The sequence below is a fragment of the Terriglobia bacterium genome (genome assembly GCA_020072565.1).
Lineage (GTDB): Bacteria > Acidobacteriota > UBA6911 > UBA6911 > UBA6911 > JAFNAG01.
In genome coordinates this window covers 1-24,816 of record JAIQGI010000086.1, presented here as the reverse complement: position 1 = coordinate 24,816, position 24,816 = coordinate 1, and the positions used below count along the sequence as shown (strand labels likewise).

Below are 24,816 nucleotides of genomic sequence, written 5' to 3'. Positions count from 1 at the left end.
ACTTAGGGGGTCAATTTCATAAACGTGGATCCGGCTGTACCGTCTACCGCTGCGCTGACGAGGAAGATTGATATTAACCAAAGGACAAGCCGGATATAATACTGCAATGGCTCCTTCCATTCAGGCATTGGTCAATCCTCCACTCCTCGTCTGGGCGCGGGAACAGAGCGGGTATGCGCCCGACTCGGTGGCGGGGAGACTGAAAGTCAAACCGGAAAGGCTGCAGGCGTGGGAGCGCGGTGACCGCGCGCCCACCGTGCGTCAGGTCGAAAGGCTCGCCAGGATCTATCAGCGCCCGTTCGGTCTTTTCTTTCTTCCCCAGCCCCCTTCCGTGCCGCCGATGGCCGCGGAATACCGGCGGCTTCCGGGCGTGGAGCCGGGCGCCGAATCGCCGGAACTGCGCATTGCCTTTCGCATTATGTCCCATCGGCGCCTAATCGCCCTGAATCTGCAAGAAGAACTTGGGATTCGGATCACCGAGTTCGCCATGCCCATTCGTCTCCGCGACCGTCCCGAGGAGGCCGGCCTACGATTGCGCTCGCTCCTCGGAGTCACGAACGAAGAACAGTTGGGATGGAAGGACGACTGGCAGGCCTGGCGGCGTTGGCGCGAGGCAATCGAGGCGGTCGGGATTCTCGTGTTCCAGTTTCCCAAGGTGCCCTTGAATCAGGTCCGGGGAGTTTCGCTTCTGAAATTTCCTTCGCCGGTCATCGGCATCAACACCAAGGAAGGCTCTGCCGGTGCGCGTGTATTCACGCTCCTTCACGAACTCGCGCACATCGCTTTATCCGCGGCAGGAGAAGAAGTGCCCGCCATAGGTGAAAAACGGGACGATGCGGCATGGACCGATGTCGAGCGCTTCGCGGAAGAGGCTGCAAGCTCGGCCATCATCCCGGCGGATATCCTGTTGGGATTCCTCCGACAAATGTCGATCGCCCGGGATGCATGGGATATACCTCTGGTGCGCAGCCTGGCCGCCAGGTTCCGAGTGACACCGCTGGCGATGGCAACCCGGCTTCGAGTCGAAGGAGTCCTTACCTGGCAGGAATACTCCGACTGGAAACGGGACTGGGTCGAATACCTCAAGACACTGAAGCCCCGTTCCGGCGGCTTTGCATCTCCTGTCGAAAAATCCCTCGGCCGCAACGGCCGCCCGCTGGCGCAACTTGTCGTCGAAGCTCTTGACTCGAATCGCATCACCGCCGTCGAAGCTTGCCGGCACCTCGATCTGCGATTCGATCACTTCGATATGCTCCGCATGGAACTCCGTGACTGGACCCGAAGCGCCAGGACGGCCGACGATGGCGAATGAGCGCATCTATTCGCTGGATACCAGCTTCTTCATGGATTGGCAGGCCCGCTACTATCCGCAGGATGTTTTTGCGTCCCTGGAGAGGGTGATCGAAGAGATGATTGCCGCGAACGGATGCGGCGCCGTCGAGCTGGTAAGGGAGGAAATCGATGCGGTGGGAACTCCAGGACTGAGAGCCTGGGCAAAATCACACTCCGGATTGTTTGTTGCCATGACCCCGGATATTCAGATCGAGGGCGCGGCAATTGAAGCAAATTATCCCGATTTGATGGATCCCAAGGCGGCTTACGAATCCGCCGATGCTTATGTGATTGCGCTGGCGAAACTGAACGGCGGAATCGTCGTTTCTCAGGAAACTTCGGCTCTGGAAAAACGAAAGCCGCCCAAGGATTACTACATCCCTGATGTCTGCCGTGATCTGGGCGTATCTTGTATCAACCTGCTCGGTCTGATGCGCAGGAAGAATTGGGTGTTCTGATTCCTGTCACAATGGGATTGAATTTGAGGGCCGCCATGACACGCGTGCATGTAAAGCCGGAGTTGCTGCGCTGGGCGCGCGAGCGTGCCGGGTTTGACCTGAGTGACTTCGCCCGCGCCTTTCCTCATCTTGATGCCTGGGAACACGGTGCGGTGCGTCCAACGCTTAAACAAATCGAGCGCTTCGCCAAGGCCACCTACATACCCGTCGGGTACCTATTTCTACCGGAACCACCAGTTGAACGCATCCCAATTCCTGACCTGCGCGCAAGTCGCAACAAATCTATCAGGCGCCCGAGTCCTGATCTCCTGGACGTTATCTACATTTGCCAGCAACGGCAGGAGTGGTATCGGGATTTTGCGCAGGCCATGGGCGGGAAGGCGCTCCCATTTGTTGGCTCCGTGGAGTTAACAAGCGAAGTTGAAAGGACCGCTGCAAGCATTCGGCACACCCTTGGGTTTGACCTTGAGGAACGCCGCCAAATCCCAACGTGGACGGACGCGCTGCGCCGATTCATTGAGCAGGCAGATTCCCTGGGCATTCTCGTTATGTGCAGCGGCGTAGTTTTGAATAATAACCGCCGCGGCCTCGATCCTGATGAGTTTCGCGGTTTTGCGATGGCAGATGAACTGGCTCCGTTGGTGTTCGTCAATGGTGCAGACACAAAGGCGGCACAGATGTTCACGCTTGCGCATGAACTTGCGCATGTTTGGCTCGGCAAATCTGCTGTGTCCGATGCACAAGCGGCTTGGATACCGGAGGATGAAGTAGAGAGCTGGTGCAATCGGGTGGCTGCCGAGTTTCTGGTCCCGCTCGCAATTTTAGAAAGAGAATATCAGAAGAATGCCGAATTGGGTACAGAGGTCGGACGCCTGGCGCGCCAGTTCAAGGTTAGCTCTTTGGTGATTCTGCGCAGGATCTATGATGCCGGAGGCCTGACGCGTGAGCGTTTCTGGCACGAATATAATGAGGAATCAGCGCGCCTGCTGGCTATTCCCAGAGCGAGCGGCGGAAATTTTTACCTAACGCAGGCGGCTCGCGTCAGCAAGCGTTTTGCCCGCGCGCTCGTCGTCAGCACCTTGGAGGGTCGGTCTTCCTTTACAGAAGCATTTCGTCTGCTCGGTTTCAAGAAGATGGAGACGTTTCGCGATCTTGGGCACAGCCTCGGGGTGGTTCTGCCATGACTCAAACGCACGAAGCTGCCTTTGAGAGCGTTATCGAAGCTCATCTCCTCAAGAATGGATATGTATCGGTCAGCCGCGATGGATTCGATCGAGAGCGGGCGATCTTTCCCAAAACGGTGCTTGCCTTCATCCAAGAGACTCAGCCAAAGGAATGGGCGAAACTGGAAGCGCTCCACGGGGACAAGACCGGCGAGCAGATTCTAACCGACCTTTGTAAGTGGATGGATGCAAATGGTGCCCTGGCCACATTGCGCCATGGATTCAAATGCTATGGGCGAACGCTGCACGTGGCATTTTTCAAAGCGGCACACGAGCTGAATCCTGAACTTGAAGCACGCTACGCGGCCAATTGCCTGGGCCTGACCCGTCAACTGCATTTCTCATTGCGCTCGGAAAAGTCGCTCGATGTCACCCTTAGCCTGAACGGCGTTCCTGTCGCAACACTTGAGCTCAAGAATCCGCTGACCGGGCAGACTGTGGAAGACGCGCGCCGGCAATATAAGCTCGACCGGGATCCGCGCCTGCCGATCTTCGAGTTTAAGCGCCGCACCCTGGTCCATTTCGGCGTCGATACGGAATCAGTCTTGATGACCACCCGGTTGGCGGGAACGGCAACCCACTTCCTGCCGTTTAACAAGGGCTGCAATGGCGGCGCCGGCAATCCGCCCGATCCTGCCGGCCGCACGTATCGCACAGCCTATCTCTGGGAGGAGGTCCTGCAACGAGACAGTTTTCTGGACCTGCTGGCGCGCTTCATCCATCTCCAAATTGAAGAGAAGCGCGACGACAAGGGGCGCAAGGTTAAGACGGAGGGAATGATTTTCCCGCGCTATCACCAACTGCAGGCGGTGCGCATGCTGGTGGAGGCGGCCCGACGCGAGGGTGTGGGTCACAACTATCTCATCGAGCACTCCGCGGGGAGCGGCAAAAGCAATACCATTGGCTGGCTGACGCACCGCCTGGCGTCCCTACACGACGTGAATAATCAAAGGATTTTCGATAGCGTGATCGTGGTGACCGATCGGGTCGTGCTCGATCAACAGTTGCAAGATACAATTTACCAGTTCGAGCACAAGCGTGGAGTTGTCCAGAAGATCGATGAGAGCTCGCGACAACTCGCCGAGGCGCTGGAAAATGCTGTACCAGTGATCATCACTACGCTGCAGAAATTCCCATTTGTCTCGCGGCAGTTACTGAAGATGGCCGAAGAGCGCGGCGCCACTGGCCAAGGTGTGTTGCCGACGCGGCGATGCGCTGTGATCATCGACGAGGCACATAGCTCTCAAGGCGGCGAGACGGCCACCGACCTGAAGGGGGTTTTGGGCGGCGAGGATTTACGCGAAGAGGCTCAGCGGCGCGCGGTAGAAGAAAACCTTGAGGACATGGAAGAGCTGTTCCGCAGCATGGCCAAGCGTGGCCGCCAGGCAAACCTCAGCTTTTTCGCTTTTACGGCTACGCCAAAGCATAAGACGATGGCGGTATTCGGTCGTGAGGGGCAGCCGGCGCACCGCTACACGATGCGCCAGGCAATCGAGGAAGAGTTCATCCTCGATGTATTGAAGTTCTACACAACCTATACGACCTATTTCAAGCTGCTCAAGGCGTGCGATGAGGATCCAAATGTCGAGCGCAAAAAGGCGGCAAAGGCATTAGCGCGTTTCTTGAAGCTGCACCCCCACAACCTCTCCCAAAAGACCGAGGTGATGGTCGAACACTTTAACGCAGTCACCCGCCATAAAATAGGCGGCCGAGCCAAGGCAATGGTAGTAACGAGTTCGCGTTTGGAGGCCGTTCGTTACAAGCAGAACTTCGATCGGTACATCCAAGAAAAGGGCTACCCGATAAAGACCCTCGTCGCCTTTTCCGGCACTGTACAGGACGACAAACTCACCGATGTGAACTACACCGAAGAAAAGATGAATCAGGGCATTCGTGAAAAAGAACTGCCGGAAAAGTTCGCCAGCCAGGAATACCAGGTACTTCTCGTGGCCGAGAAATACCAGACCGGATTCGACCAACCTCTCCTGCACTCGATGTACGTCGATAAGCGGCTTGCGGGCATCCAGGCTGTGCAGAGTCTATCTCGACTAAACCGCACCCATCCGCTCAAGGAAGACACTTTTGTGCTCGACTTCGTGAACGACCGCGAAGAGATACGCGAGGCGTTCAAAACCTACTATGAAGGCGCCGAAATGGGTGAGGAAGTCGACCCCGCACGCATGTACCAGCTCAAGGGTGAACTCGATGCGTCGGGTGTTTATCTGGTTGAAGAGATGCAGCGCTTCTGTGTCATATATTTCAAACCGAGGCAGAAGCAGAGTGCGATGGATCATCAGGCTATGAATGCCGCTCTTGATCCGGCAGTTTCGAGATTTGCGGCCCTCCAGACCGAAAATGAGGAGGAAGCAGAACTCTGGCGGGGAAAAGTTCAGGCATTTCGCAACTTATATGGATTCCTCAGCCAGGTGATCCCCTACCAGGACTCGGACCTCGAGCGTCTCTATGTCTTCCTCCGGCATTTGGCGGCAAAACTTCCCAGGCGGCGCGTTGGGCCCGCGTATCAATTCGATGAGGAGGTGCGCCTGGAGTATTACCGCCTTCAGAAGATCAGTGAGGGATCCATTTCTCTCAAGGAGGGAGAGGCACGGCCTCTCGATGGTCCGACGGAGGTGGGAAGCGGCCTTGTTCGTGCTGAGACCGTGCCTCTCTCTCAATTGATCGACCTCGTGAACGAGCGCTTCGGCACTGACTTCAACCAAGCCGACCAGCTTTTCTTCGACCAGATCGTCGAGGCCGCCATGACGGACGACAATTTGAGGCAGGCAGCCGCGGTCAATCCCGAAGATAAGTTCGAACTTGTTTTTAAGAACCTCCTCGAAAATCTCTTCGTGGAGCGCATGGATCAGAATGAAGAGATCTTCGTCCGGTTCATGAATGATCTGCCCTTCCAAAAGGTTGTGACGGCATGGATGGCTTCTGAGGCATACAAGCGGCTGCGCGCGAGCGCAGATTTAGATATTGGTCCCACGATGACCGAGGGTCGCGCCAACGGGACGCAGCCCAGGTTCAGGCTCGTGCAATCAACCTCTGATAGCCGTTTCGTCACCTGCGTGCCCCTGGTTCCGCTAAAGGCTGCCGCCGGCGCATTCAGCAAGCCCCAACAGGTTGAAGAGGACAGCTGGCAATGGGTCGCCGTAGATACGACTCATCCCCTGCGCAAAGGCATGTTCGTTGCACAGATCGTCGGCAAATCGATGGAGCCCGCCATTCCAGATGGCTCCTACTGTCTTTTCAAGGCACCTGTCGCCGGCACCCGGCAGGGAAAGACCGTGCTCGTACAGCTTCGTGATAGAACCGATCCCGAAACCGGTGAACGCTATACCGTCAAGCGCTACGCGAGTGAGAAAGTCAGGGATGGCGACATCTGGCGTCATGCACGGATAAGCCTGAAGCCGCTGAATCCTGATTTCCAGGCCATAGAGCTTGTGGATTCGGACGAAGACGAATTGCAGGTTGTTGCCGAGTTTATTGAGGTCCTTGGTCCTGGGCCACGATAACAGGGTGTAAGTCCAATGGATAAGAAGTACAAGCTGCCGAATTTCCCGCCCGCCTCCCAGTGAGGGTGCTGCCCACGGCTCCAGCAGCTTCCGATAAAAACAAATTATGTAAACTAGGCGCGCAGCCGGGCCAGCAGTTCTTTGAAGGCAAACGGCTTGATCAGATAATCGTCCGCGCCGGCATCAAGCCCGGCCACTCGATCCTCAACAGCATCGCGCGCCGTCAGCATCAGAACCGGCACGTTTGCGCCGTGGAGGCGTAGAGCCCGGCAGACGGCAAATCCATCCTGCCGTGGCAGCAGGACGTCCAGCACGATTGCGTCATAGCTGTTGATTTCCGCCTGCTCGAGTGCTGTCTCGCCGTCTCCGGCAACATCCACGGCGTAGCCCTGCTCGCGCAAGCCCTTGGCCAGGGCTTCCGCCATCGGCCGGGCGTCTTCCACTACCAACACGCGCATAGGGCCAATGATTATTGCATTTACTTGGCTTTGGCAAGCACTTTGCCGTCAAGCCCCATCTCGACTTCAGACTGCTTTCCGGCGTTGTCCACTAAGGCGGAGAAGCCCGTTTTGACCTTGGCGCCGTTGAAAACAGTTTCGAGCTTCACGAGCTTGGCTTTCCCGATGCTCTTCGTGACTTCAGCCTGAACCGCGGCGGGCAGCGAAGCCAGAGCGGTTTCTTCCTCAACTTCGGTTAGAACTCCCTTGGCATCGATCAACATATCCCGGCTGCGGCCCTTCACCTTGGTCTCGACTTCATAAACGGTTGTTTTCGCATCGGTCTCCTTGGAAAGGCCGATGATTTCCGCCCCCTGGGTTTCCTTCTGAACCGTGGCCTGGACCGCTGGGGGAAGATCTTTCATCGCCAACTTCCCTTCTCCTGCTTCCGCCGCCGCCCCTTTTTCGGCCTTCTTGGGGACCGCCTTCTGCTGGGCACACACAACGCTTACACATAGAAAGCAAACGGCAAACAGAATCACTCCCGCAACCTTCAATCTGGCAAAACTCATGGTTTCTCCTTTATGCGATCAATTTGACAAACTAATGTGAGTTTGAGCGACATGAGATTACCAGCGGCAACCTAAACAGAAGATGAACGCGTCCGGTTTTTTGAAAATGAACCCCTGGGAGTTCGAAGATCAGCACTCTGAATCCAGAACGAGAAATCTCGATGGCAGCCTGGAAAGGGCGCTTACGCTGGAAAAGCCAGGGAAGGATTCTGCTTTTTGGGCTTCACAGACTGACTGAGGATCGCACCGTCGGCATGGAGCAGCACCTTCAATATTTCCTTGCCGTTATCCAAATGAATCTCAAAGATCATTTGAGGGTCATTGTGAAGTTGAAGGTTCTGGGTTTCGACGATCTTATAGGTCCTGAACTTCTGAGCGAGAACGCCAAGGACCGCCTTGGGCACATCGGAGGAAGGGATTTGCGTCTCGGTTTCCAGCCATTTGCCCGCCGGATCGAACTTGATGGTGATTGCGACGCCCTTGAGGGTGAACTCCGCTTCGAAATTCTTGTCCCCGGATATCTTCCATTCCACGCTTTTCACGTTTTGAAATTTGGCTCCGAGAGCCTGCTTGACCGGCACGGGTACCTTATCCGCAGTCACGACTTGAGCCAAGGCTGCTGAGTTCAAGGATGCAATCAAGAGAAGAACCCAAGACGCGCTTTTCATAGTCCCACCTCCAAGAACAAATGTGCTGAGGCCATTCGAGGTTTCCTACAGATCAGCATATACTGAACCACCTAAACAGAAGATAAAAAACGCAACGAGTGTTTCTTGCCTGAATGGCACTAAGTCAAGAATAACCGCAATCACCTGTGCGTGCCGCCAGATCATGTGTTTAAGCCCCAAAGGGGCGCGGCATCAAAGCCCAGGGCGTAAGCCCTGGGATCACAGTTATCCGGGAAATGAGCCCGCTGCCCACGGCTCCAGCAGCTTCCGATAAAAACAAATTATGTAAACTACGGGGGAAATGCCCCAGTCAGACGATATTTTACTCCCAGAGCCGGGTTCCCGGACAGTGTTTTTGGCGCGGCGGCGCCTGATTGCAGCGCAGATTGGCAGCCTCCCTCAGCCATCTCGGCGCACTTCCACCTAATGGCAGGAATCGATACGAGTTGAAGCGGCTGCCGTCCATGGCAGACCGGTTTCGTGGCGCTTAATAGTTCCCTCCTGGGACGACCTTTCAAGCCGCAATACACCTTCAGCGACTTTGCCGGGGATGCCCGCGAGTTATACCATCGGATATGTGGGATTTGTAATCGTGTGCCTTGCAGGAGGCGCGCTGCTGGCACGGCGAAATCTGCGTATGGGGCGTGGCGACCGGCCTGGCGCCGCCCGCCTGGCGTTCTTTGCCTTCGGCATGTCGGAAATCGCATGGGTTTTTGGCGAGCATCACGTGCCTACAGCTGGAGAACTAACCCGGCTTATCATGTCGGCAGGCAGCGCGCTGTTCTCGGCTGGGGCACTATGGCTCGTGTACGTTGCCATGGAGCCATTCGTACGGCACCGGTGGCCCGGTTCGCTGGTTGCCTGGAACCGCCTTCTTGCGGGGAGTCTCAGGGATCCTCTGGTGGGCCGTGACCTGCTTGTCGGTTGCATCGGGGGAGTCGCATGGGTGGTGCTCAACTATCTCATGTATCCCGTCGCCACGTGGTTTGGCGCTCCCCAGGTGCAACCTTGGTCGGGGATGAATTTGGGAACGCTATATCTCTTTTCCGGCGTTCATGCCATCGTCGCCGGCGTCTCAGGACTGTTGATCCAATGCGCAATAGCCGGCTTCCTATTTCTGTTCCTTCTTTTCATGCTTCGTGTCCTGCTCAGGAGAACCTGGGCCGCGGCGATCGCGTGGAGCGTTATAACGGCAACCATGTGGGGTTTTGCCTGGAAATCGTTGCCCATCGAGTTGATCTTTTTTGCGCTGATTAATGGGGTCGCTTTATTCATTCTGAAACGCTTTGGCCTCGTGGCCAACGCAGCGCAAACATTATTTGGATCTCTATTGTTCGGCTTCCCGATAACAACGCACCTGTCGGCCTGGTATTCAGGAATCGGGCTTAAGGGACTCGGCCTGCTGCTTGCCATGACGCTCTATGCCTTCCACACCTCCCTGGGCGGCCGACCTCTTTTCAGTCACGCCATCCTCAAGGACTAGTCGAGCCTCATAATAATCGGCGACATGTTCCGAATTGCCCGGAGAATGTTGGATCCAGGCAGCACCAGCAAGGCAACTCGGCGCTTGTCACCGATTTTCGTGATAGACTGGCCCCATCGCATCTGAGCTTGCAGCAGCCTAGACAGATTCACTCTGGATGTCGCGCAATTGCGGGCGTGAAACGGGAGGATCGCATGGTTCGTGTGGTGGCAAGGCACGCTCACTTCTCTCTCCCCCTGATTCTGCTTGTTGCGTCGATCGCTGCGGCTCAGACGCCGACGGCCGGACGCTTGACGGGTACAGTAAAAGACCCATCGGGCGCGATCGTCCCGGGAGCGGAGATTCTGGCGAAGAATGCCCAGACAGGATCGGAGTTCAGGGCAACCACAAATGAGGTCGGCGTCTGGGTAATGCCTTCGGTCCCAAGCGGGAGTTACACGGTCACCGTCTCGGCACAAGGTTTCAAGACTTCAACCTTCGAAGCGATTAAGGTGGACCAGGGTGGCACAGAACCGGTGGACTCGACCTTGCAGATGAAAGACTTCCGCGATACGGTTCTGGTCACTGCCTCAAAGTTTGAGGAGGAAGTGGTGAACGCTCCCGCCACGGCGACCGTCATCTCGGAGCAAACGATCCGGAATTCGCCCTCTCAAAACGTGGCAGAACTGCTGCGCGTCGTGCCCGGGATGAATGTGGCGCGGATATCGGCGCGCGACTTCTCCGTAACCGGTAGAGCGGCGAACGGGGTGGTTTCTGGCTCTTCGCTGGCAGTGATCGACGGGCGCACGATCTACTTGGACTATATTGGATATGTCGACTGGGAGCTGGTGCCGACAAGCCTCGACGAGGTCACACAGGTCGAGGTCATCCGCGGGCCGGCGTCGGCGGTCTGGGGCGCTTATGCCCTTAACGGAGTCGTCAACATCGTCACCAAGCCTCCGCGCGAGATGCGTGGGACGACCCTGGCGTTTGGCATGGGGACATTCGACCGTTCGGGTGGTGGCGCCGAAAGCGACAGAGGCTCATTGTATTATCTGAGCGCCGCGCACGCCCAGGCCTTGAACGATCGCTGGGCTTTCAAAATCACGGGCAGCGCCTATACCCAGGATGCATTCGCTCGGCCGCAGGGCACGATCCCAAACGCCTACCACACGCCCTACCCCCCCTTCCCAAACGAGGGCACAACCCAGCCGAAGATAGACGCGCGAGTCGATTATGATTTTCCAGATGGGCAGCAGCACTTCTCTCTTTCGGGAGGTTTCGCGGGAAGCAACGGAATTGCACATTCAGGCCTGGGTCCGATAACGTGCCCGACGTGCGACTTGGCCTACGGACAGATGAACTACGTCCGTGGCGCGCTGAGGATCACGGGCTTTGTCAATACCCTTAAGGCGGAGATGCAGAGCCTCGTGATGGTAAGCCCTGGCGGCCAGCTTCTCCAACTGCAGGCCCATAACCAAACGTACGATGTCGAGCTCGGCAACTCTCACACGCTTCAGGCGAAGCACCTGATCAGGGCGGAGCACCTGCTTAGCTATGGCGGCAACTTCCGCCACAACCAAATCAACGCCTCCTTTCAGCCGCAGGCCAGGGGCCGCAATGAGAGAGGCGCGTATTTCCAGGACGAAATCCTGCTCTCCGAACACTTCCGCTGGGTCGTCGGCGCGCGGGTCGACAAGTTCGACTTTTTGAAGGGGGCGGTCTTCTCACCCCGCACGACGTTCATGGTGAAGCCAGTGCCAGGCCAGACTGTTCGTATGTCGTACAATCGTGCCTTCGTAGCTCCCTGCGCTCAAAACAACTATATGCAGATAGCCATGATGTCTCCGCTCGATCTGGGGCTGTTAGACCCGCAGCTCGCAGGAAATGTCTATAGCTTCCCCGTAAGTCTGGAGGGCAACAGGGATCTGAAGGAGCAATCGCTCCATGCCTACGAAATCGGCTATACGGCAATGGTGGCCAAAGGCCGCGCCAACCTCGGCGCCGCGTTCTATATTAACGACGGCAAGGGAGCTTTCTACATCCCACCAATCGCTTCCTACACCTCACAAGACCCGCCGCCAGGCTGGCCGCTGCCGCCGTTCGTGCTGGATGCGCTGATTGCCGCCAATGCCTTTGGTCCGGGCATAGGCTTGCCATCGATGTTCAAATACCAAAACCTCGGCAAGGTCAGGAACAAGGGACTCGAGCTCAGCGCCGAGGCGCGTTTCCATCGATACGTCAGCGGATTTGCCAACTATTCCTGGCAGGCGCGTCCGGAGTCGAAGGACTATGACGTTTCTCTCTGGAATCTGCCGCCCACACACCGCTTCAACGGCGGCCTGGACTTCGACTACAAGCGCTACCAGGCGAACGTGTCCGTCGGTTATGTGGGCAGCGCCTATTGGACCGACGTGCTCAGCGCGCCTTACAATGGTCCCACCAAGGCCTACACCGTGGTCAATGCCAGCGCCGGCGTACGCTGGGGAGGCGGCACGAAGTACCTGGCCATGCTGAAAATCTCCAACCTCGCCAACACGCCGATCCAGAACCACGTCTTCGGCGACATCCTGAAGCGCCAGATCGCCGGCGAACTAAGGGTGCGCTTTTGAAAGTAGACGCGGCGTCCCGCCGCGTGCATGAAGCTATTCGACACCAGCGGCACACCCTTGTTATATGAGAAATTAGCCTTCACATGGATAAACCGCAACCCTCAGACCGCAAGCTGCCAATTCTACAATTCTTCGAGCCTGACGAGCCGATTTCCAACATGTCGGGCAACCTGCCCCATTGGCGGCAGGATGGTAAAAGGAATCGTTCGATCATATTGTGCGCGGCCCGGAGCAACTGGCGAAAATTCGTCGATACATTCGGGGGAATCCAGCTGGAACAGCCTTGCGCGGTTAGCAGAAAAACACGCGGCGGGACGCTGCGTCCACATTGAGATTCACTTGCCCATCAAAGCTCCAGGTTCATTTTCCGTAACAGAGCCGGGTAGCGAGGGTGGGAGCGCAGCAGATCCCAGCCGGGATCGACGCGGAGATGGAAGATAAGGCCATCGCGTTCGTCGATCGCCTTCTCGAGCCAGTCGAAGCCTTTGTCGATTTCACCAAGGGATAGGTAAGTCCAGGCAAAACAGAAAGGAGACACATAAGCCTTTGAAGCGAGATCATGCATTTCTTCGAGGAATTTCCGAGCTTCGCCGATCCGGCCTGCCATTGCGCGGGCAGAGCCAAGTGATGCCAAGGCAAGCGGGCTGCCGCCCAAAAGCTGTGCGGTCGTCTCGAGGGCTCGAATCGCCTCGTCAAGCTTTCCTGTTTGGACGAAAGTAAAACCAAGAAAGCAATGCCCCGCCCAGTAAAGCGGATCAAGCTCGAGCGCATTGCGGAACTGTTCGATGGCACGATCCCACTGCCGCGCATAGAAAAAGCGGAGGCCGAGACGCCACTGCAGGAACGGCGAAAGCGGATCGCGCTCCAGCGCCTTTCGGGACGTGGCGATCGCCTCATCCAGGCGTTTCATGGGCACTAGATAATCATAATCGTAATACTCGGAGGCCGCCTCCGACTCGGGGTTCAGATCCAGCGCCCGGCGGAATTCGCGTTCGGCGCCTTTCCAGTCAAATTCATAGGCCCTGAGCCTGCCCATCATGGCATGGGCCTCCGCCAGCATGTCATCGAGCTCCAGGGCTTTTAGTGTTGCCTGGCTGGACTGCGCATTTGCTGCCTTCGGCGGCATGTGTCCGAAGAAGCCCAGAAGATGGTAAAAGTACGCCAGTCCATACCACGCAAGGGCGTAATTCGGGTCCACCGCGATGGCACGCTCATAGTACTCTTTGCTCTTTGCAAAACCTTCTCCGGTGAATTTGTAGAGGTGATGGCGCCCCTTCAAGTACAGGTTGTAGGCCTCTACATTCTCCGTGTAGCGTTTGACCAGCGGGCGACCGGCCGCCAGCTCGACGCGCAGCTTGTCGACGATCGCCTGGCAGATCTCGTCCTGGATGGCGAAAACGTCCGTCATCTCGCGGTCGTAGCGCTCCGACCAGTGATGAGAGCCGTCGGCTGCGCTCACGAGCTGCGCGGTGACGCGGATCCGGTTGCCCGCCTTGCGCACGCTCCCTTCCAGGATGCTCTCCACATTGAGCTTCGCTCCGATCTCCCGGACATCAGCCTCCTTGCCCCTGAATGAGAACGACGATGTGCGTGCGATCACCCGCAGGCCCGGAAGCCGCGTGAGCGCATTGATGATCTCTTCGGCCAGCCCGTCGCTGAAATACTCGTTCTCCTTGTCCGCGCTCAGATTGGCAAACGGAAGCACGGCGAGAGACTTATAGCGAGCGAGCTCCGATAAGGCCGGCGCCGCCTTGCGTCCCGAATCGCGATCACGTTTCAGGCGCTGCAAGTCGGCGCGCAATTCGGACGCGCTCTGGCATCGCAGCTTCCGGTCCTTTTCGAGCGCCTTGTTGATGATGCGCTCCAGCTCTTCAGGGATCTCGGGATTTAAACGCACCGGCGAGGTTGGTGCCTTGTTGAGAATGGCGTCGAAGATGACACCGGAAGTTCTGCCCGAGAATGCCTGCTGGCCCGTAGCCATCTCGTAGAGGACAACACCAAAAGAAAACAGGTCGGAGCGGGCATCGAGTTCCTCACCGCGCGCTTGTTCGGGAGACATGTACGCAACCGTGCCCACTGCGCTCCCCGGGCCGGTGAGCAACTCCTCGGCTGTGGCTGTGCTCTCTGATGCCTTTCGCTGAACGGCAGGCAGTTTCGCCAACCCGAAGTCCAGGATCTTGGCCTGCCCGCGCACGGTGACGAAAATATTGGCGGGCTTGATATCGCGGTGGATGATGCCCTTCGCGTGGGCCGCATCCAACGCATCGGCAATCTGAATGGCCAGGTCCAGAAATTCGTCAATTGGCAGGGGCGACCGGCCGGTCGCCCCTGCAAGGGTCTGACCCTCGAGCAGTTCCATCGCAATGAAGGTCTGGCCTTCGGACTCGCCGACGTCGTGGATGGTGCAGATGTGCGGATGATTGAGAGCGGAAGCCGCGCGCGCTTCCCGTTGAAAACGCTCGAGCGCCTGGCAATCCTGAGCCATGCCCTCAGGCAGAAACTTCAGCGCCACGCAACGTCCCAGCCTGGTGTCTTCGGCCTTGTAGACGACACCCATGCCTCCGCTGCCCAGCTTCTCGACTATCTTGTAGTGCGATACGGCCTGGCCGATTTCGGGCATGGTACTCTCCGACGCGGCATGTCCGGTTGGGTGCGATCGGTTTCGTGCCGATTATAATGGGCCTATTCCTCGTCTGACAACGAATTCGCCATTTCATGATGCATCTTGGCTGGCCGCGAAATCGGTGACAGGCACCCTTTTCTCATCGGACGGGGATGACGCGCATACCTTCGGCTCTTGCCAGCTTGCGCTGCCGCTGGTCAAAGGTATAGAAGACGTCAGGCTTAAGAACCAGGGCCGTTGCCACCTGCAAAATATCAAGGGAACGTGTCCCAAGAACGGAACTGTGACGCCGAGCCAGTTGCTCGGCGCGGCTGTAAGACTCGGGCGGCATGGGAGTCAGAGCGAACAGGCCGTTGCGATCCTGCTCAAAATCCCGAAGCACGGACTTTGCCTCTGCCCGGCGTATAAGCTTACGAAAAACCGCAAGCTCGATCGCATTGACTAATTCCAGGTCGTGCAGTGGTGTGAGATAGAGATAGGGCCGCGACTTCATGGCCGCCCACGCAGCTGGCGAGTGAGCGTCGGGGAGGTAGAGCGAAACCAGAAAGCTCGTGTCGGCGTAGCCGATCATTCCCCTCGTCCCCACGAAACGAGTGCGGCTCCAGTAACGGGCAAAACCTTTTCTCCGAATATCCTGCGAGTCCGCGCCGCGAAGTCGGGAAAGGCCGAAGCCTTCGGACGCACTGGCACCAGCCGCCCGACAACCCGCTTCCGCTTGCGAATCTCGATTTCTTCGCCCTGGCGCAGGCGGGCTTCAATTTCGGAGAAGCGATAACGTAAGTCGCGAACCGTGGCGCTTTTCATAATGTGATCCATTATAGGCTCACATATGCCTCAAGTCCAGCTCCTTGATTTCGTGACACCGATAATGCCGAGCCGCAAAGCGGAACTGTCAGGGCCTGGTCCGATTCATTGCCAATCATGGCTCCAGGTTCATTTTCCGCAGCAGGGCCGGGTAGCGCGGGTGGGAGCGGAGCGCATCGCAAGTGGGGTCGACGTGGAAATGGAGAACCCAGGGATCACGCTCGTCGACCGCCCTCTCAATCCAGTCAAAGCATCTGTCGATATCTCCGAGGCCAAAGTATATGGCCACAAAACACCAAGGTTGCACGTAGGTCTTATGAGCGAGTCCCTCCAATTCTTCCAGAAGTTTACGGGCGCCGCCGGTCCGGCCGGTTAGAGCGTAAACGAAACCCAGGAATCCCAAGGCAATTGGGATGCGTCCCATGAGTTGTGAATACGTTTCGATAGCTCGAATCGCGTCGTCAAAATTCCCTGTCTGCCAGTAAGCAGCAGCGAGCCAGCCGTATGCCACAGCGTAATGTGGGTCAAGCTCGAACGTATTGTGAAACTGCTCGATGGCGCGGTCCCACTGACGCCTCAGGTAGTACCGATGGCCAAGCCGCCACTGTAGTATCGGCGATAGCGGATCCAATTCCACCGCTTTTCGAGACGCCGCCAGGGATTCATCCAGGCGCCGCATGGGTACCAGGTAGAAGTAGTCGTAAGATCCGCAGACTCCCTCCGACTTGGGATCCAGTTCCAGCGCCCGGAGGAATTCGCGCTCGGCCCCTTTCCAGTCAAACTCGCTGACCCGAAGCACGGCCATACTGGAATGGGCTTCCGCCAGCATGCCATCGAGCTCCAGGGCCTTTTGCGCAGCCTGGCTGGACTGCGCATAGGCTGCTTTCGGTGCAATGTGTCCGAAGACGCCGAGCAGTAAGTAAAACTCCGCAAGCCCGCACCAGGCCAAGGCATAGTTCGGGTCCACTGCTATGGCCTGCTCGTAATACTCTTTGGCTTTCGCCAAACCTTCGGTAGTGAACTTGTAGGACTGATATCGCGCCTTCAAGTACAGGTTGTAGGCCTCTACATTCTCCGTGTAGCGTTTGACCAGCGGGCGACCGGCCGCCAGCTCGACGCGCAGCTTGTCGACGATCGCCTGGCAGATCTCGTCCTGGATGGCGAACACATCCGTCATCTCCCGGTCGTAGCGCTCCGACCAGTGGTGAGAGCCGTCGGTCGCGCTCACCAGCTGCGCGGTGACACGGATCCGGTTGCCCGCCTTGCGCACGCTCCCTTCCAGGATGCTCTCCACATTGAGTTTCGCGCCAATCTCGCGGACATCCGCCTCCTTGCCCCGAAACGAAAAAGACGATGTGCGTGCTATCACACGAAGGCCCGGCAGCCGCGTGAGCGCATTGATGATCTCTTCGGCCAGCCCGTCGCTGAAATACTCGTTCTCCTTGTCCGCGCTCATATTGGCAAACGGAAGCACGGCGAGAGACTTAGGGCGAGCGAGCTCCGATAAGGCCGGCGCCGCCTTGCGTCCCGAATCGCGATCACGTTTCAGGCGCTGCAAGTCGGCGCGCAATTCGGACGCGCTCTGGCATCGCAGCTTCCGGTCCTTTTCGAGCGCCTTGTTGATGATACGCTCCAGCTCTTCGGGGATCTCGGGATTTAAACGCACCGGCGAGGTTGGTGCCTTGTTGAGAATGGCGTCGAAGATGACACCGGAAGTCCTGCCGGAGAACGCCTGCTGGCCCGTGGACATCTCGTAGAGAACGACACCAAAAGAAAACAGGTCGGAGCGGGCATCGAGTTCCTCACCGCGCGCTTGTTCGGGAGACATGTACGCGACGGTGCCCACCGCGCTCCCCGGGCCGGTGAGCAACTCCTCGGCTGTGGCTGTGCTCTCTGATGCCTGTCGCCGAACGGCAGGCAGTTTCGCCAACCCGAAGTCCAGGATCTTGGCCTGCCCGCGTTCGGTGACGAAAATATTGGCGGGCTTGATATCGCGGTGGATGATGCCCTTCGCGTGGGCCGCATCCAACGCATCGGCGACCTGAATGGCTATCTCGAGCAGTTCGTCAATTTGTAGGGGCGACCGGCCGGTCGCCCCCACAAGGGTTTGGCCCTCGAGCAGTTCCATCGCAATGAAGGTATTGCCTCCGGACTCGCCGACGTCATAGATGGTGCAGATGTGCGGATGATTGAGTGCGGAAGCCGCGCGCGCTTCCCGCTGAAAACGCTCCAGCGCCTGGCGATCCTGAGCCATGCTCTCAGGCAGAAACTTCAGCGCCACACAACGTCCAAGCCGGGTGTCTTCGGCCTTGTAGACGACACCCATGCCGCCGCTGCCCAGCTTCTCGACAATCTTGTAGTGCGCTACGGTCTGGCCGATTTCGGGCATGGAACTCTCCGGCACGGCATGTTCGGTTGGGTGCAATCAGTTTCGGATCGATTATAATGGGCCTATTCGTGGTCTGACAGCAAATTCGCCCGTTTATCACACGGGGCTGCGGCACGAACTACATTGCCATGCTGAAGGTTTCCAACCTGGCCGACACCCGCATTCAGAACCGGGCGGCGCACGACGAATACGGCATATGCTTCAGAGGGGGCGGCGTTTCCGCTTTTGTCACGCGCAGGGTTGAATTGCCATTTCCTGACCGTCGCGGCACAAGCCCCGGTCAGGTTTCCCAGTCCCTGCACTACTTTCACTTTCGCGACAAAACCGGTTTCAGAAATGTCCAGGTGCAGAACGACGCTTCCTTCGGCCATGGAGTTGGGAGGATACGGGGGTTCCACTACATTCCTGGGATAAGCCAGGCCGGGCGTCTGTTGCGCCGATGCTATGTCCCGTACGGGGGAACCGGTCGAATAGACGGCGGGCGTGCGAAAGTTTACCACCACGAGAAACCGGCCATTATCGGAACCCTTGAAGCGCCACCTGCTCAGGGCCGATCTCACAGGATTCGTAAAGGGTTCATCACCCTGCAGGATATCGACACCGCCTACAGATCCTGCCGATACCCTCAGAACCGCAACGACATTCCCGCCCGCCAGAGCATCCGGAGGATACGCGGGGCCCACAACCCTTACGGTTTCCACGAGCGCAAAAGCCAGGAATGCGATCATGGGTTTCATGGCGGAGATACCCCAACGGCAGCCTGGAATCCCGTTATTTCAGGACATTGTGCTTGTGGAGGATCTGCCAGGCACAACCTACTTTAAGCGTAGATCGGGCCTGCGCCGATTGCAGGATACGGTAAGCACAAGCTCTGATGCCTTGCTTCCGGATTCTCCAGCGCCCTCCGGGCAGTTGACTCCTCGTGGCATTCTTTCACCACAGGAATGGCCCGAAGGCCGGAAGCCTCCGGCCGGCGCCACCGGAATAGGGGAACCCGATCACCCCCCGATTTCGCTCCTGATTTTCTGTATCCTGGCATCCAGGCCGTCGGTACTATTGTTATGCGTCAGCTTGTATACCGAATCGAGAAACCTCTTGGCCTTGTCGGATCCCGGGTTCCTAAGAATGTAGCATTTGGCCAGGGCGTTGATGGCATCATCGAATTTCTTCTGCCCATTCAGCGCCTGCCCGTAATAGTAATAGATCTCGCCGACTCTCGGGCGCAGCTTGATAAATCGCTCCGCCAGCGGGACCATCGTGTCCCACCTGGACTGGTTCGCGAGGTCATTCATAATGATCAGATAATCGGCCTGAACGTTGGGCAACAGTTGCGACTTGGGCCGCTCCTGCAGGAACTTCAGCCATTCGTCTGCCCGTTTCAGCGGCTCCTTTACTGCCTGCGATTTCTGAAACTGGTCGTAATCCTCCCGATACTGCTTCTGCGCCGGCGTTTCATCTTCCTGGGCTCGAAGTTGGGCAGTCCCGAACCAAAGAACGACTCCAAGCAGTGGAAGCAGCTTCTTGACAATAGCCATGATGAGTCATCTCCTTGATCGCTATTTACAAATTTTCCGCAACATGTACAATGATCCCGCACTAAAGGGCGCCTAGCTCAGCTGGTAGAGCACTGCGATCACACCATGGCTGCCCACGGCTCCAGCAGCTTCCGATAAAAACAAATTATGTAAACTACGGGGGAAATGCCCCAGTCAGACGATATTTTACTCCCAGAGCCGGGTTCCCGGACAGTGTTTTTGGCGCGGCGGCGCCTGATTGCAGCGCCAGTCGCAGCACTTGTTGAAAAAGCCCCTCCAGCGCTTTGTGGTGAATCTTGCGGAAATCCGAAATGGTACGGAAGTCGGGCTGGTTGTTTGCCGCCAGAACGCGGAATGCCACATCCTCGACAAGCCGCTTTTGCATTTTCCGAGACGAGAAAACCCCGACGCAGTAGGCATAAACCAGGATCTTCGTCATCATCCGTGGGTGATACGGCGGCTGGCCGCGATCTTCCTTCTCGTAATACGACTCGATGTCCGAAAGATCCATTTGATCGACGACATCGCCGACAAAGTAGACCAAGTGGTTTTCAGGAAGCCAGTCCTGCAGGCTTGGGGGCAGCAGAAACAACTGGTCTGGACAGTAGGGACGGTAAGTTTTTGCCATGCACAATAAAGTAAGGATGCCGGCCGCCCGGATCAACAAAAATCATCTATTTCTCGGACGGACTCCTAGCTCGCTCCCCTGGTTGTCCCCCAAATCTACTCTGGTTTCCAATGAAGGTGGTCCACTAGTGCTGACGTTGATTTGTTTCTTGAGGTACGGGAAAAAGAGCGCCTTCGTGTTCAACTGTCTTAAAAACTGCTCTTTGGTGACATTAAAGATTGGCTTGCACTCCTTGTCTTGACACCTGTAAGGCAGGAATTCCTCAACTACGCCAATGTTGTCGAGGCGGCGCGACACTATAGGGATGTAAGTGATACGGACGTTCGCGCCGAGTCTGTCTTTGATATAAGCAGTCGCCTGCACAGCAGTAGAACCTGTGCCCATGTGATCGTCGATCAACAGAATGCTGAGTAGGGCGGTTGGGTCTTTCTCAGCGGCGGCCTTTTGAATGCCCTCCATCATTGCGTCATTGTACCCATTGTCGAAATACCAAAACGCGCTCTTACCTTTGGCCACGTGGCGCTTTGCCCACAGTGCAAGTACTGGCGTTTCCCGTCCGGCATAAACTCTCTTGCCGATTAGATCGGCGGCTATCAACCCGCCGTTCGTGATTCCGACTATAGCATCTGGCAAGAATAGAAAATTTTGGAGGGCAGAGGCAAGGTAGCTGCAGATCTCCTCTATGCGGTTCATGTAGTCTTCCCAAGACATCACATCGCGTCGCATTATCACTTCTTCCCCATAGCACTCGGCCATTCCTGGTATGGTGACAGATATCGTGGGCAGAGTGTCGAAGACAATACTGTCAGATTTCACTACATCCGAGAATCCCCGCAGGATAAAGTCGGTAATACGCTTACGGGCTTCGTGGGGCTTGAATGGTTCGTATTGGATGTATCGATACTGCGTGATATCGAATGGGATCTCTGTAGCGACTTGAGCCAGGAGCACAGTTACCTTGCTGCGAATTGCAAAACGTATTCCTAGCTCCAAGAACACGTTTGGGTTTCTCCCTGTCATGTCGACTACGACGACATCTGCACGGGCAATGCCTCTCACAATTGAAGAACTAATCGATCCAGATTGATTTTTGTCAACTTCTCGGATGATCTTGACGAATGTCTCCGGGTTAGTAGCTTCATTCATCGTATCACAATTAAGCAGCTTGGCCGCCGCCAAAACACCGGGCTTGATGATCTCCTCGTAAACAAAATCGGATTCGGTGGTCCCCCTGCTGTACTCGCCGTTTGTTCCAAACGGCATCAAGACGAACGTCTCAAAGTATTTCATTCAACACTATCCTTTTCTCCCAGCGGGCTGACTGGGTGGTGTTAAGGATTTGGATGGTTTTGTCTTGGTCATACAAATCCGCCGAACTGATAGATGAAATAAGCTGCGACATCGACCCGATGCCACCTCCCTTCCAAAGGCCGGCAGCTCCTCAAGGCCGTGGATGGCAGCAATATTCGGATGATTCAGTGACGCAAGCAGCTTGGCTTCCCGCTCGAAACGTGCAGGCCTTTCAGGATCGCCGCTGTAAGTATCCGGTAGCACCTTGATAGCAACCTGCCGGTCAAGGTTCGTATCCTCGGCGCGGTAGACTTCGCCCATACCGCCTGCGCCGAGTTTCTCTATGATCCGGTAGTGCGATACGATTTGCCGATCAAAGAAGATCCTCCAGAGGCAATGCGCACACTGCAATCAGAACGACCCGAAGTTGCCGTGATTATAATCGGCCGGATGGACCTGGCTAGCTGAATCCGCAGCACTTGCGCAAGTGAGACGGCCGCTGTGCGCCAGCGCAGGCCTCCCAGATTGGGACTTCGCGGGGGCAAGGATTCTGTTTCTAATGAGCCTGTCTTACCTACTGGTGGCTGCAACAATCCGCAGCCTCACGGCGGGGCCCATCGGGACATGGGCATATCATGTTGTCACAAACGCTGTCGCGCCCCGGGCTGATATCGGGTGGTGATTTGGTGATAGCGACTGCCAGCATCGCATCAACTCGGAACAGAAGTATTTGGGATGCCGGTTTGTGCTGCAACTTGGGACTGGCACACCTTAATGAGACGACGAGGTTGAGCCTCGGGTGTCTGACTTGAGGGACTGACTTTTCATCGTTCGATCATTTGCGTGGGCCGTGCCATATTTTTATGCCGTTCCTGGCTAACATGGCTATAGATCCGCCATCTGGGGAAAACGCCACACTATCTATGCTGCCCGCTTCAGAAGTCAGGATATAGAGTTCCTGACCTGTCACGCGATCCCAGATTTTAACAACCCCGTCGAACCCGCCAGTAACCACTCTTCTGCCGTCGGGAGAAAACACTGCGCAATTGATATCGCTGTCATGGCCCTGAAGCGTCACAAGCGCATTCCCGTCAGCCGCGCTCCACAACTTGAGGATGGTGCCGTGCATGCTCCCGATGGACGACACACTCTTTGCCGGTGTCTTCCTCCCGCCGTCCTTGACGTTTTGGATGGCGAACCTCTCGCGTCCCGATTGGATATCCCAGAGTGTCAGTGTCAGGTCTCCACCATCCGTGGCGAGGATCCTATCATCAGGAGAGAATTGAAGAGGGCAAGTGTGACCCCCGTAAATGAATCTGCCGCTTCGGCTCAACGCTGCCAGCAGGTTGCCGCCGGGAGAAAACTGAATGGCAACGATCGAATCGTACTTTGAACGAAACATGCCGACTTCCCGCATGGTCCCTATGTCCCAGAGCTTGACCAACCGGGCCTCTTTCTCACCGGGGCCAGAGCCTGAGGCAGCCAGAATCTTTTCGTTCAGCGCAAGAGCCGTAATCGTTTCAAGGCCTTCCACCTTGTCCAAGCGCAACACTTCCTTACCAGTCGCCGCATCCCACACTATGAAGGCACTGTCCTCAATACCCGAGGCGACAAAGAACTTGCCACTTCTTGAAAATGCGATGCATCCCTGGGTGGGCAGCTTGCCCATAGTGCGCAACAAAGGGGCGCTCACGAGTTCGCGCGAGGTGAGGGCGTCCCAGAGTTTCGCGTACGTCTTGCTGTTGTCATTTTTCATCGGCGTGAACGAACCACCCAATCGGAGTGTTTCAGCCCGATACGATAATTCAGATAATCCATCAGAAGTCCAGATTCTGGGACTGCCGAGCGATTTAGGCAAGGATAGCTCTTGACCTGGCGATACATCCCAAACTGTCAAAGTACTTTTCCCGGAATCGGCGTTTATGCCCGTCGAAACCAAACTTTTTCCATCCGGCGAGAATGCGAGAGAAAAGACAGACCCAGGGTACATCCCATTAGCGGTTCTCAGTATTGCTGTCGTGCTCCTGGTCAAAAACTCCCAAACGCGAATAGTACCATCTGCACCGCCGCTCGCCAGATTTCTGCCGTCAGGCGATAGCGCAAGTGATAGCACCGACCCTTTGGGTCCCTCAAAACTGGCGCCTTGCTTGCCATTGGTCACGTTCCATGACAGCAGAGATCCAGTACCTGTGCCCGCCACGATCCACTCGCCGCCGGCTGCGAAGATAAGACAGTTGATCTCTGTGGATGGGGTCTTAAAGAAAGCCCTCTTGCGACCATCGACGGGATTCCATAGGTTCAACAGCCCGTCGGCGCCGCCGGATGCGAAGGTTTTGCCATCTGGCGAGAATGACACGGCGTAAACGGCTCCCGTATGTCCTCGCAGTGCCAGCAATTCCCGGCCACGAGCAACATCCCAGAGCTTGACAAGGCCGTCTTTGCTGCCTGTGATCAGCTGATCGCCAAGTGGAGAAAAAGCAATCGATTGTACCGTATCAGAGTGGGCCTTGAAGGTTATGGCTGCGTGTAGCTCCTGAGGATCCCAGAGTTTCACAGACCCGTCCTCGCCGCCTGTCACCAACATCTTGCCAGTCGGCGCGAAAGCAATCGAAGTCACTGCTCCTTTGTGCTCTTTTCGAGTCTGTGTCTGCTGCCAGTTGATCGCATCCCACAACTGGATCGAGCCGTCGGTGCTTCCCGTCGCCAGAAATTGGCCATCTCGCGAGAAGGCTAAACAGATGATCGCAACTTCCTGCGGCAATGCAACGGCGTCTCGGTGGGACAAACGCCACAAGTAGTGCCACTCAAATCCTCGCAAATCATTCTGGCCAGGGGTTGGTCGGAGACCGTCGAGCAATTGGCGCACACGATTGGTGTTTTCAGCATCCCAAGCCTGCTGCGCCAGGGTCATCTGAGCTGCATAAAGCAGTCTGCGATTGAGCTGTTCTTGCTGTTCAGATCGGAGCCGCGCAGTTTCCGAACGGAAATACAGGACTGTGCTGAAAATCAAACCCACGGTCAGACTCAAAAAAACGGCAACTGCTGCGGTTACGGGACCTCGTCGCCTTCTGACGAATTTCCGGAGACGGTAAACTGTGCCCGGAGGACTTGCCATTACTGTTTCATCTAAGGTGTACCCCATTGTCTAGACAGAAAATCGATCTTCTTAAGGTGCTTTCGCTACCGGGTGTTTTTGTCTTGACATCAGAAAAAGAAAGACCAGTAGGGCCTGTGGGAAATGTGGGAAAGTCTCGCTGCTTTTTGC

Annotated in this window: 18 protein-coding genes and 1 pseudogene; 6 read left to right on the top strand and 13 right to left on the bottom strand. The window is 56.6% G+C overall.

Translation table 11 applies throughout. From position 1 onward, the window contains the following. The first annotated feature begins 106 nt into the window (after positions 1–106). The 4 genes from LAP85_27950 to LAP85_27935 are packed head-to-tail and all read left to right on the top strand — an operon-like array spanning position 107 to position 6,531. Entirely contained in the window at positions 107–1,312 is a 1,206-nt protein-coding gene (locus LAP85_27950) for an ImmA/IrrE family metallo-endopeptidase (protein ID MBZ5500246.1), read from the top strand. Further along, a complete protein-coding gene (locus tag LAP85_27945) occupies positions 1,302–1,790 on the top strand; it encodes a DUF4411 family protein (protein ID MBZ5500245.1) in 489 nt (162 codons plus the stop codon). The genes LAP85_27950 and LAP85_27945 overlap by 11 nt, the downstream gene beginning before the upstream one ends. Positions 1,791–1,825: 35 nt before the next feature. After that, complete coding sequence (locus tag LAP85_27940) at positions 1,826–2,974, top strand: XRE family transcriptional regulator (GenBank protein MBZ5500244.1); 1,149 nt, start codon at positions 1,826–1,828, stop codon at positions 2,972–2,974. Next, entirely contained in the window at positions 2,971–6,531 is a 3,561-nt protein-coding gene (locus LAP85_27935) for a DEAD/DEAH box helicase family protein (GenBank protein MBZ5500243.1), read from the top strand. Before LAP85_27940 ends, LAP85_27935 begins: the two co-directional genes overlap by 4 nt. Positions 6,532–6,644: 113 nt before the next feature. Here LAP85_27935 and LAP85_27930 read toward each other — a convergent pair whose 3' ends face one another. From LAP85_27930 to LAP85_27920, 3 genes are all read right to left on the bottom strand, one after another. After that, on the bottom strand, positions 6,645–6,989 hold the full coding sequence (locus LAP85_27930) for a response regulator (protein MBZ5500242.1): 345 nt from the start codon (positions 6,987–6,989) through the stop codon (positions 6,645–6,647). 20 nt (positions 6,990–7,009) lie between these two features. Continuing rightward, positions 7,010–7,540 (bottom strand): hypothetical protein, encoded by a 531-nt coding sequence (locus tag LAP85_27925; protein ID MBZ5500241.1) that lies wholly within the window; start codon positions 7,538–7,540, stop codon positions 7,010–7,012. Between the two features lie 182 nt (positions 7,541–7,722). Continuing rightward, the gene (locus LAP85_27920) at positions 7,723–8,208 is read right to left on the bottom strand and encodes a PepSY-like domain-containing protein (GenBank protein ID MBZ5500240.1); all 486 of its coding nucleotides are present in this window, start codon (positions 8,206–8,208) and stop codon (positions 7,723–7,725) included. A gap of 550 nt (positions 8,209–8,758) precedes the next feature. On the opposite strand from LAP85_27920, the gene LAP85_27915 reads away from it, so the two are divergent. Both LAP85_27915 and LAP85_27910 read left to right on the top strand, forming a co-directional pair. Then, a complete protein-coding gene (locus tag LAP85_27915; GenBank protein ID MBZ5500239.1) occupies positions 8,759–9,691 on the top strand; it encodes a hypothetical protein in 933 nt (310 codons plus the stop codon). Between the two features lie 194 nt (positions 9,692–9,885). After that, the gene (locus LAP85_27910) at positions 9,886–12,282 is read left to right on the top strand and encodes a TonB-dependent receptor (GenBank protein ID MBZ5500238.1); all 2,397 of its coding nucleotides are present in this window, start codon (positions 9,886–9,888) and stop codon (positions 12,280–12,282) included. Positions 12,283–12,628: 346 nt separating this feature from the next. Here LAP85_27910 and LAP85_27905 read toward each other — a convergent pair whose 3' ends face one another. The 10 genes and pseudogenes from LAP85_27905 to LAP85_27860 form a co-directional block, all read right to left on the bottom strand. Further along, on the bottom strand, positions 12,629–14,902 hold the full coding sequence (locus tag LAP85_27905) for a protein kinase (protein MBZ5500237.1): 2,274 nt from the start codon (positions 14,900–14,902) through the stop codon (positions 12,629–12,631). Positions 14,903–15,044: 142 nt separating this feature from the next. After that, positions 15,045–15,476 carry a type II toxin-antitoxin system VapC family toxin gene (locus LAP85_27900; GenBank protein MBZ5500236.1) on the bottom strand — a complete coding sequence of 144 codons (432 nt, stop codon included), beginning with the start codon at positions 15,474–15,476 and terminating at the stop codon, positions 15,045–15,047. Further along, entirely contained in the window at positions 15,473–15,709 is a 237-nt protein-coding gene (locus LAP85_27895; GenBank protein MBZ5500235.1) for a hypothetical protein, read from the bottom strand. Before LAP85_27895 ends, LAP85_27900 begins: the two co-directional genes overlap by 4 nt. A gap of 115 nt (positions 15,710–15,824) precedes the next feature. Next, the gene (locus tag LAP85_27890) at positions 15,825–18,098 is read right to left on the bottom strand and encodes a protein kinase (protein MBZ5500234.1); all 2,274 of its coding nucleotides are present in this window, start codon (positions 18,096–18,098) and stop codon (positions 15,825–15,827) included. Between the two features lie 62 nt (positions 18,099–18,160). Further along, the gene (locus LAP85_27885) at positions 18,161–18,835 is read right to left on the bottom strand and encodes an energy transducer TonB (protein ID MBZ5500233.1); all 675 of its coding nucleotides are present in this window, start codon (positions 18,833–18,835) and stop codon (positions 18,161–18,163) included. Positions 18,836–19,096: 261 nt separating this feature from the next. Next, complete coding sequence (locus LAP85_27880) at positions 19,097–19,633, bottom strand: hypothetical protein (GenBank protein ID MBZ5500232.1); 537 nt, start codon at positions 19,631–19,633, stop codon at positions 19,097–19,099. 232 nt (positions 19,634–19,865) lie between these two features. Continuing rightward, a pseudogene (locus LAP85_27875) lies at positions 19,866–20,261 on the bottom strand (transposase). 42 nt (positions 20,262–20,303) lie between these two features. Then, a complete protein-coding gene (locus LAP85_27870; GenBank protein ID MBZ5500231.1) occupies positions 20,304–21,551 on the bottom strand; it encodes a phosphoribosyltransferase in 1,248 nt (415 codons plus the stop codon). Positions 21,552–21,557: 6 nt separating this feature from the next. Continuing rightward, complete coding sequence (locus LAP85_27865; protein MBZ5500230.1) at positions 21,558–21,872, bottom strand: hypothetical protein; 315 nt, start codon at positions 21,870–21,872, stop codon at positions 21,558–21,560. 514 nt (positions 21,873–22,386) lie between these two features. After that, positions 22,387–24,462 carry a WD40 repeat domain-containing protein gene (locus LAP85_27860; protein ID MBZ5500229.1) on the bottom strand — a complete coding sequence of 692 codons (2,076 nt, stop codon included), beginning with the start codon at positions 24,460–24,462 and terminating at the stop codon, positions 22,387–22,389. Positions 24,463–24,816: the final 354 nt, after the last annotated feature.

Excerpts from the sequence above, each read along its gene's own strand:
- LAP85_27950 (MBZ5500246.1), top strand. The coding sequence starts at position 107 with ATGGCTCCTTCCATTCAGGCATTGGTCAATCCTCCACTCCTCGTCTGG.
- LAP85_27945 (MBZ5500245.1), top strand. The coding sequence starts at position 1,302 with ATGGCGAATGAGCGCATCTATTCGCTGGATACCAGCTTCTTCATGGAT.
- LAP85_27940 (MBZ5500244.1), top strand. The coding sequence starts at position 1,826 with ATGACACGCGTGCATGTAAAGCCGGAGTTGCTGCGCTGGGCGCGCGAG.
- LAP85_27935 (MBZ5500243.1), top strand. The coding sequence starts at position 2,971 with ATGACTCAAACGCACGAAGCTGCCTTTGAGAGCGTTATCGAAGCTCAT.
- LAP85_27930 (MBZ5500242.1), bottom strand. The coding sequence starts at position 6,989 with ATGCGCGTGTTGGTAGTGGAAGACGCCCGGCCGATGGCGGAAGCCCTG.
- LAP85_27925 (MBZ5500241.1), bottom strand. The coding sequence starts at position 7,540 with ATGAGTTTTGCCAGATTGAAGGTTGCGGGAGTGATTCTGTTTGCCGTT.
- LAP85_27920 (MBZ5500240.1), bottom strand. The coding sequence starts at position 8,208 with ATGAAAAGCGCGTCTTGGGTTCTTCTCTTGATTGCATCCTTGAACTCA.
- LAP85_27915 (MBZ5500239.1), top strand. The coding sequence starts at position 8,759 with ATGCCCGCGAGTTATACCATCGGATATGTGGGATTTGTAATCGTGTGC.
- LAP85_27910 (MBZ5500238.1), top strand. The coding sequence starts at position 9,886 with ATGGTTCGTGTGGTGGCAAGGCACGCTCACTTCTCTCTCCCCCTGATT.
- LAP85_27905 (MBZ5500237.1), bottom strand. The coding sequence starts at position 14,902 with ATGCCCGAAATCGGCCAGGCCGTATCGCACTACAAGATAGTCGAGAAG.
- LAP85_27900 (MBZ5500236.1), bottom strand. The coding sequence starts at position 15,476 with ATGATCGGCTACGCCGACACGAGCTTTCTGGTTTCGCTCTACCTCCCC.
- LAP85_27895 (MBZ5500235.1), bottom strand. The coding sequence starts at position 15,709 with ATGAAAAGCGCCACGGTTCGCGACTTACGTTATCGCTTCTCCGAAATT.
- LAP85_27890 (MBZ5500234.1), bottom strand. The coding sequence starts at position 18,098 with ATGCCCGAAATCGGCCAGACCGTAGCGCACTACAAGATTGTCGAGAAG.
- LAP85_27885 (MBZ5500233.1), bottom strand. The coding sequence starts at position 18,835 with ATGAAACCCATGATCGCATTCCTGGCTTTTGCGCTCGTGGAAACCGTA.
- LAP85_27880 (MBZ5500232.1), bottom strand. The coding sequence starts at position 19,633 with ATGGCTATTGTCAAGAAGCTGCTTCCACTGCTTGGAGTCGTTCTTTGG.
- LAP85_27870 (MBZ5500231.1), bottom strand. The coding sequence starts at position 21,551 with ATGAAATACTTTGAGACGTTCGTCTTGATGCCGTTTGGAACAAACGGC.
- LAP85_27865 (MBZ5500230.1), bottom strand. The coding sequence starts at position 21,872 with ATGGGCGAAGTCTACCGCGCCGAGGATACGAACCTTGACCGGCAGGTT.
- LAP85_27860 (MBZ5500229.1), bottom strand. The coding sequence starts at position 24,462 with ATGACCCTGGCGCAGCAGGCTTGGGATGCTGAAAACACCAATCGTGTG.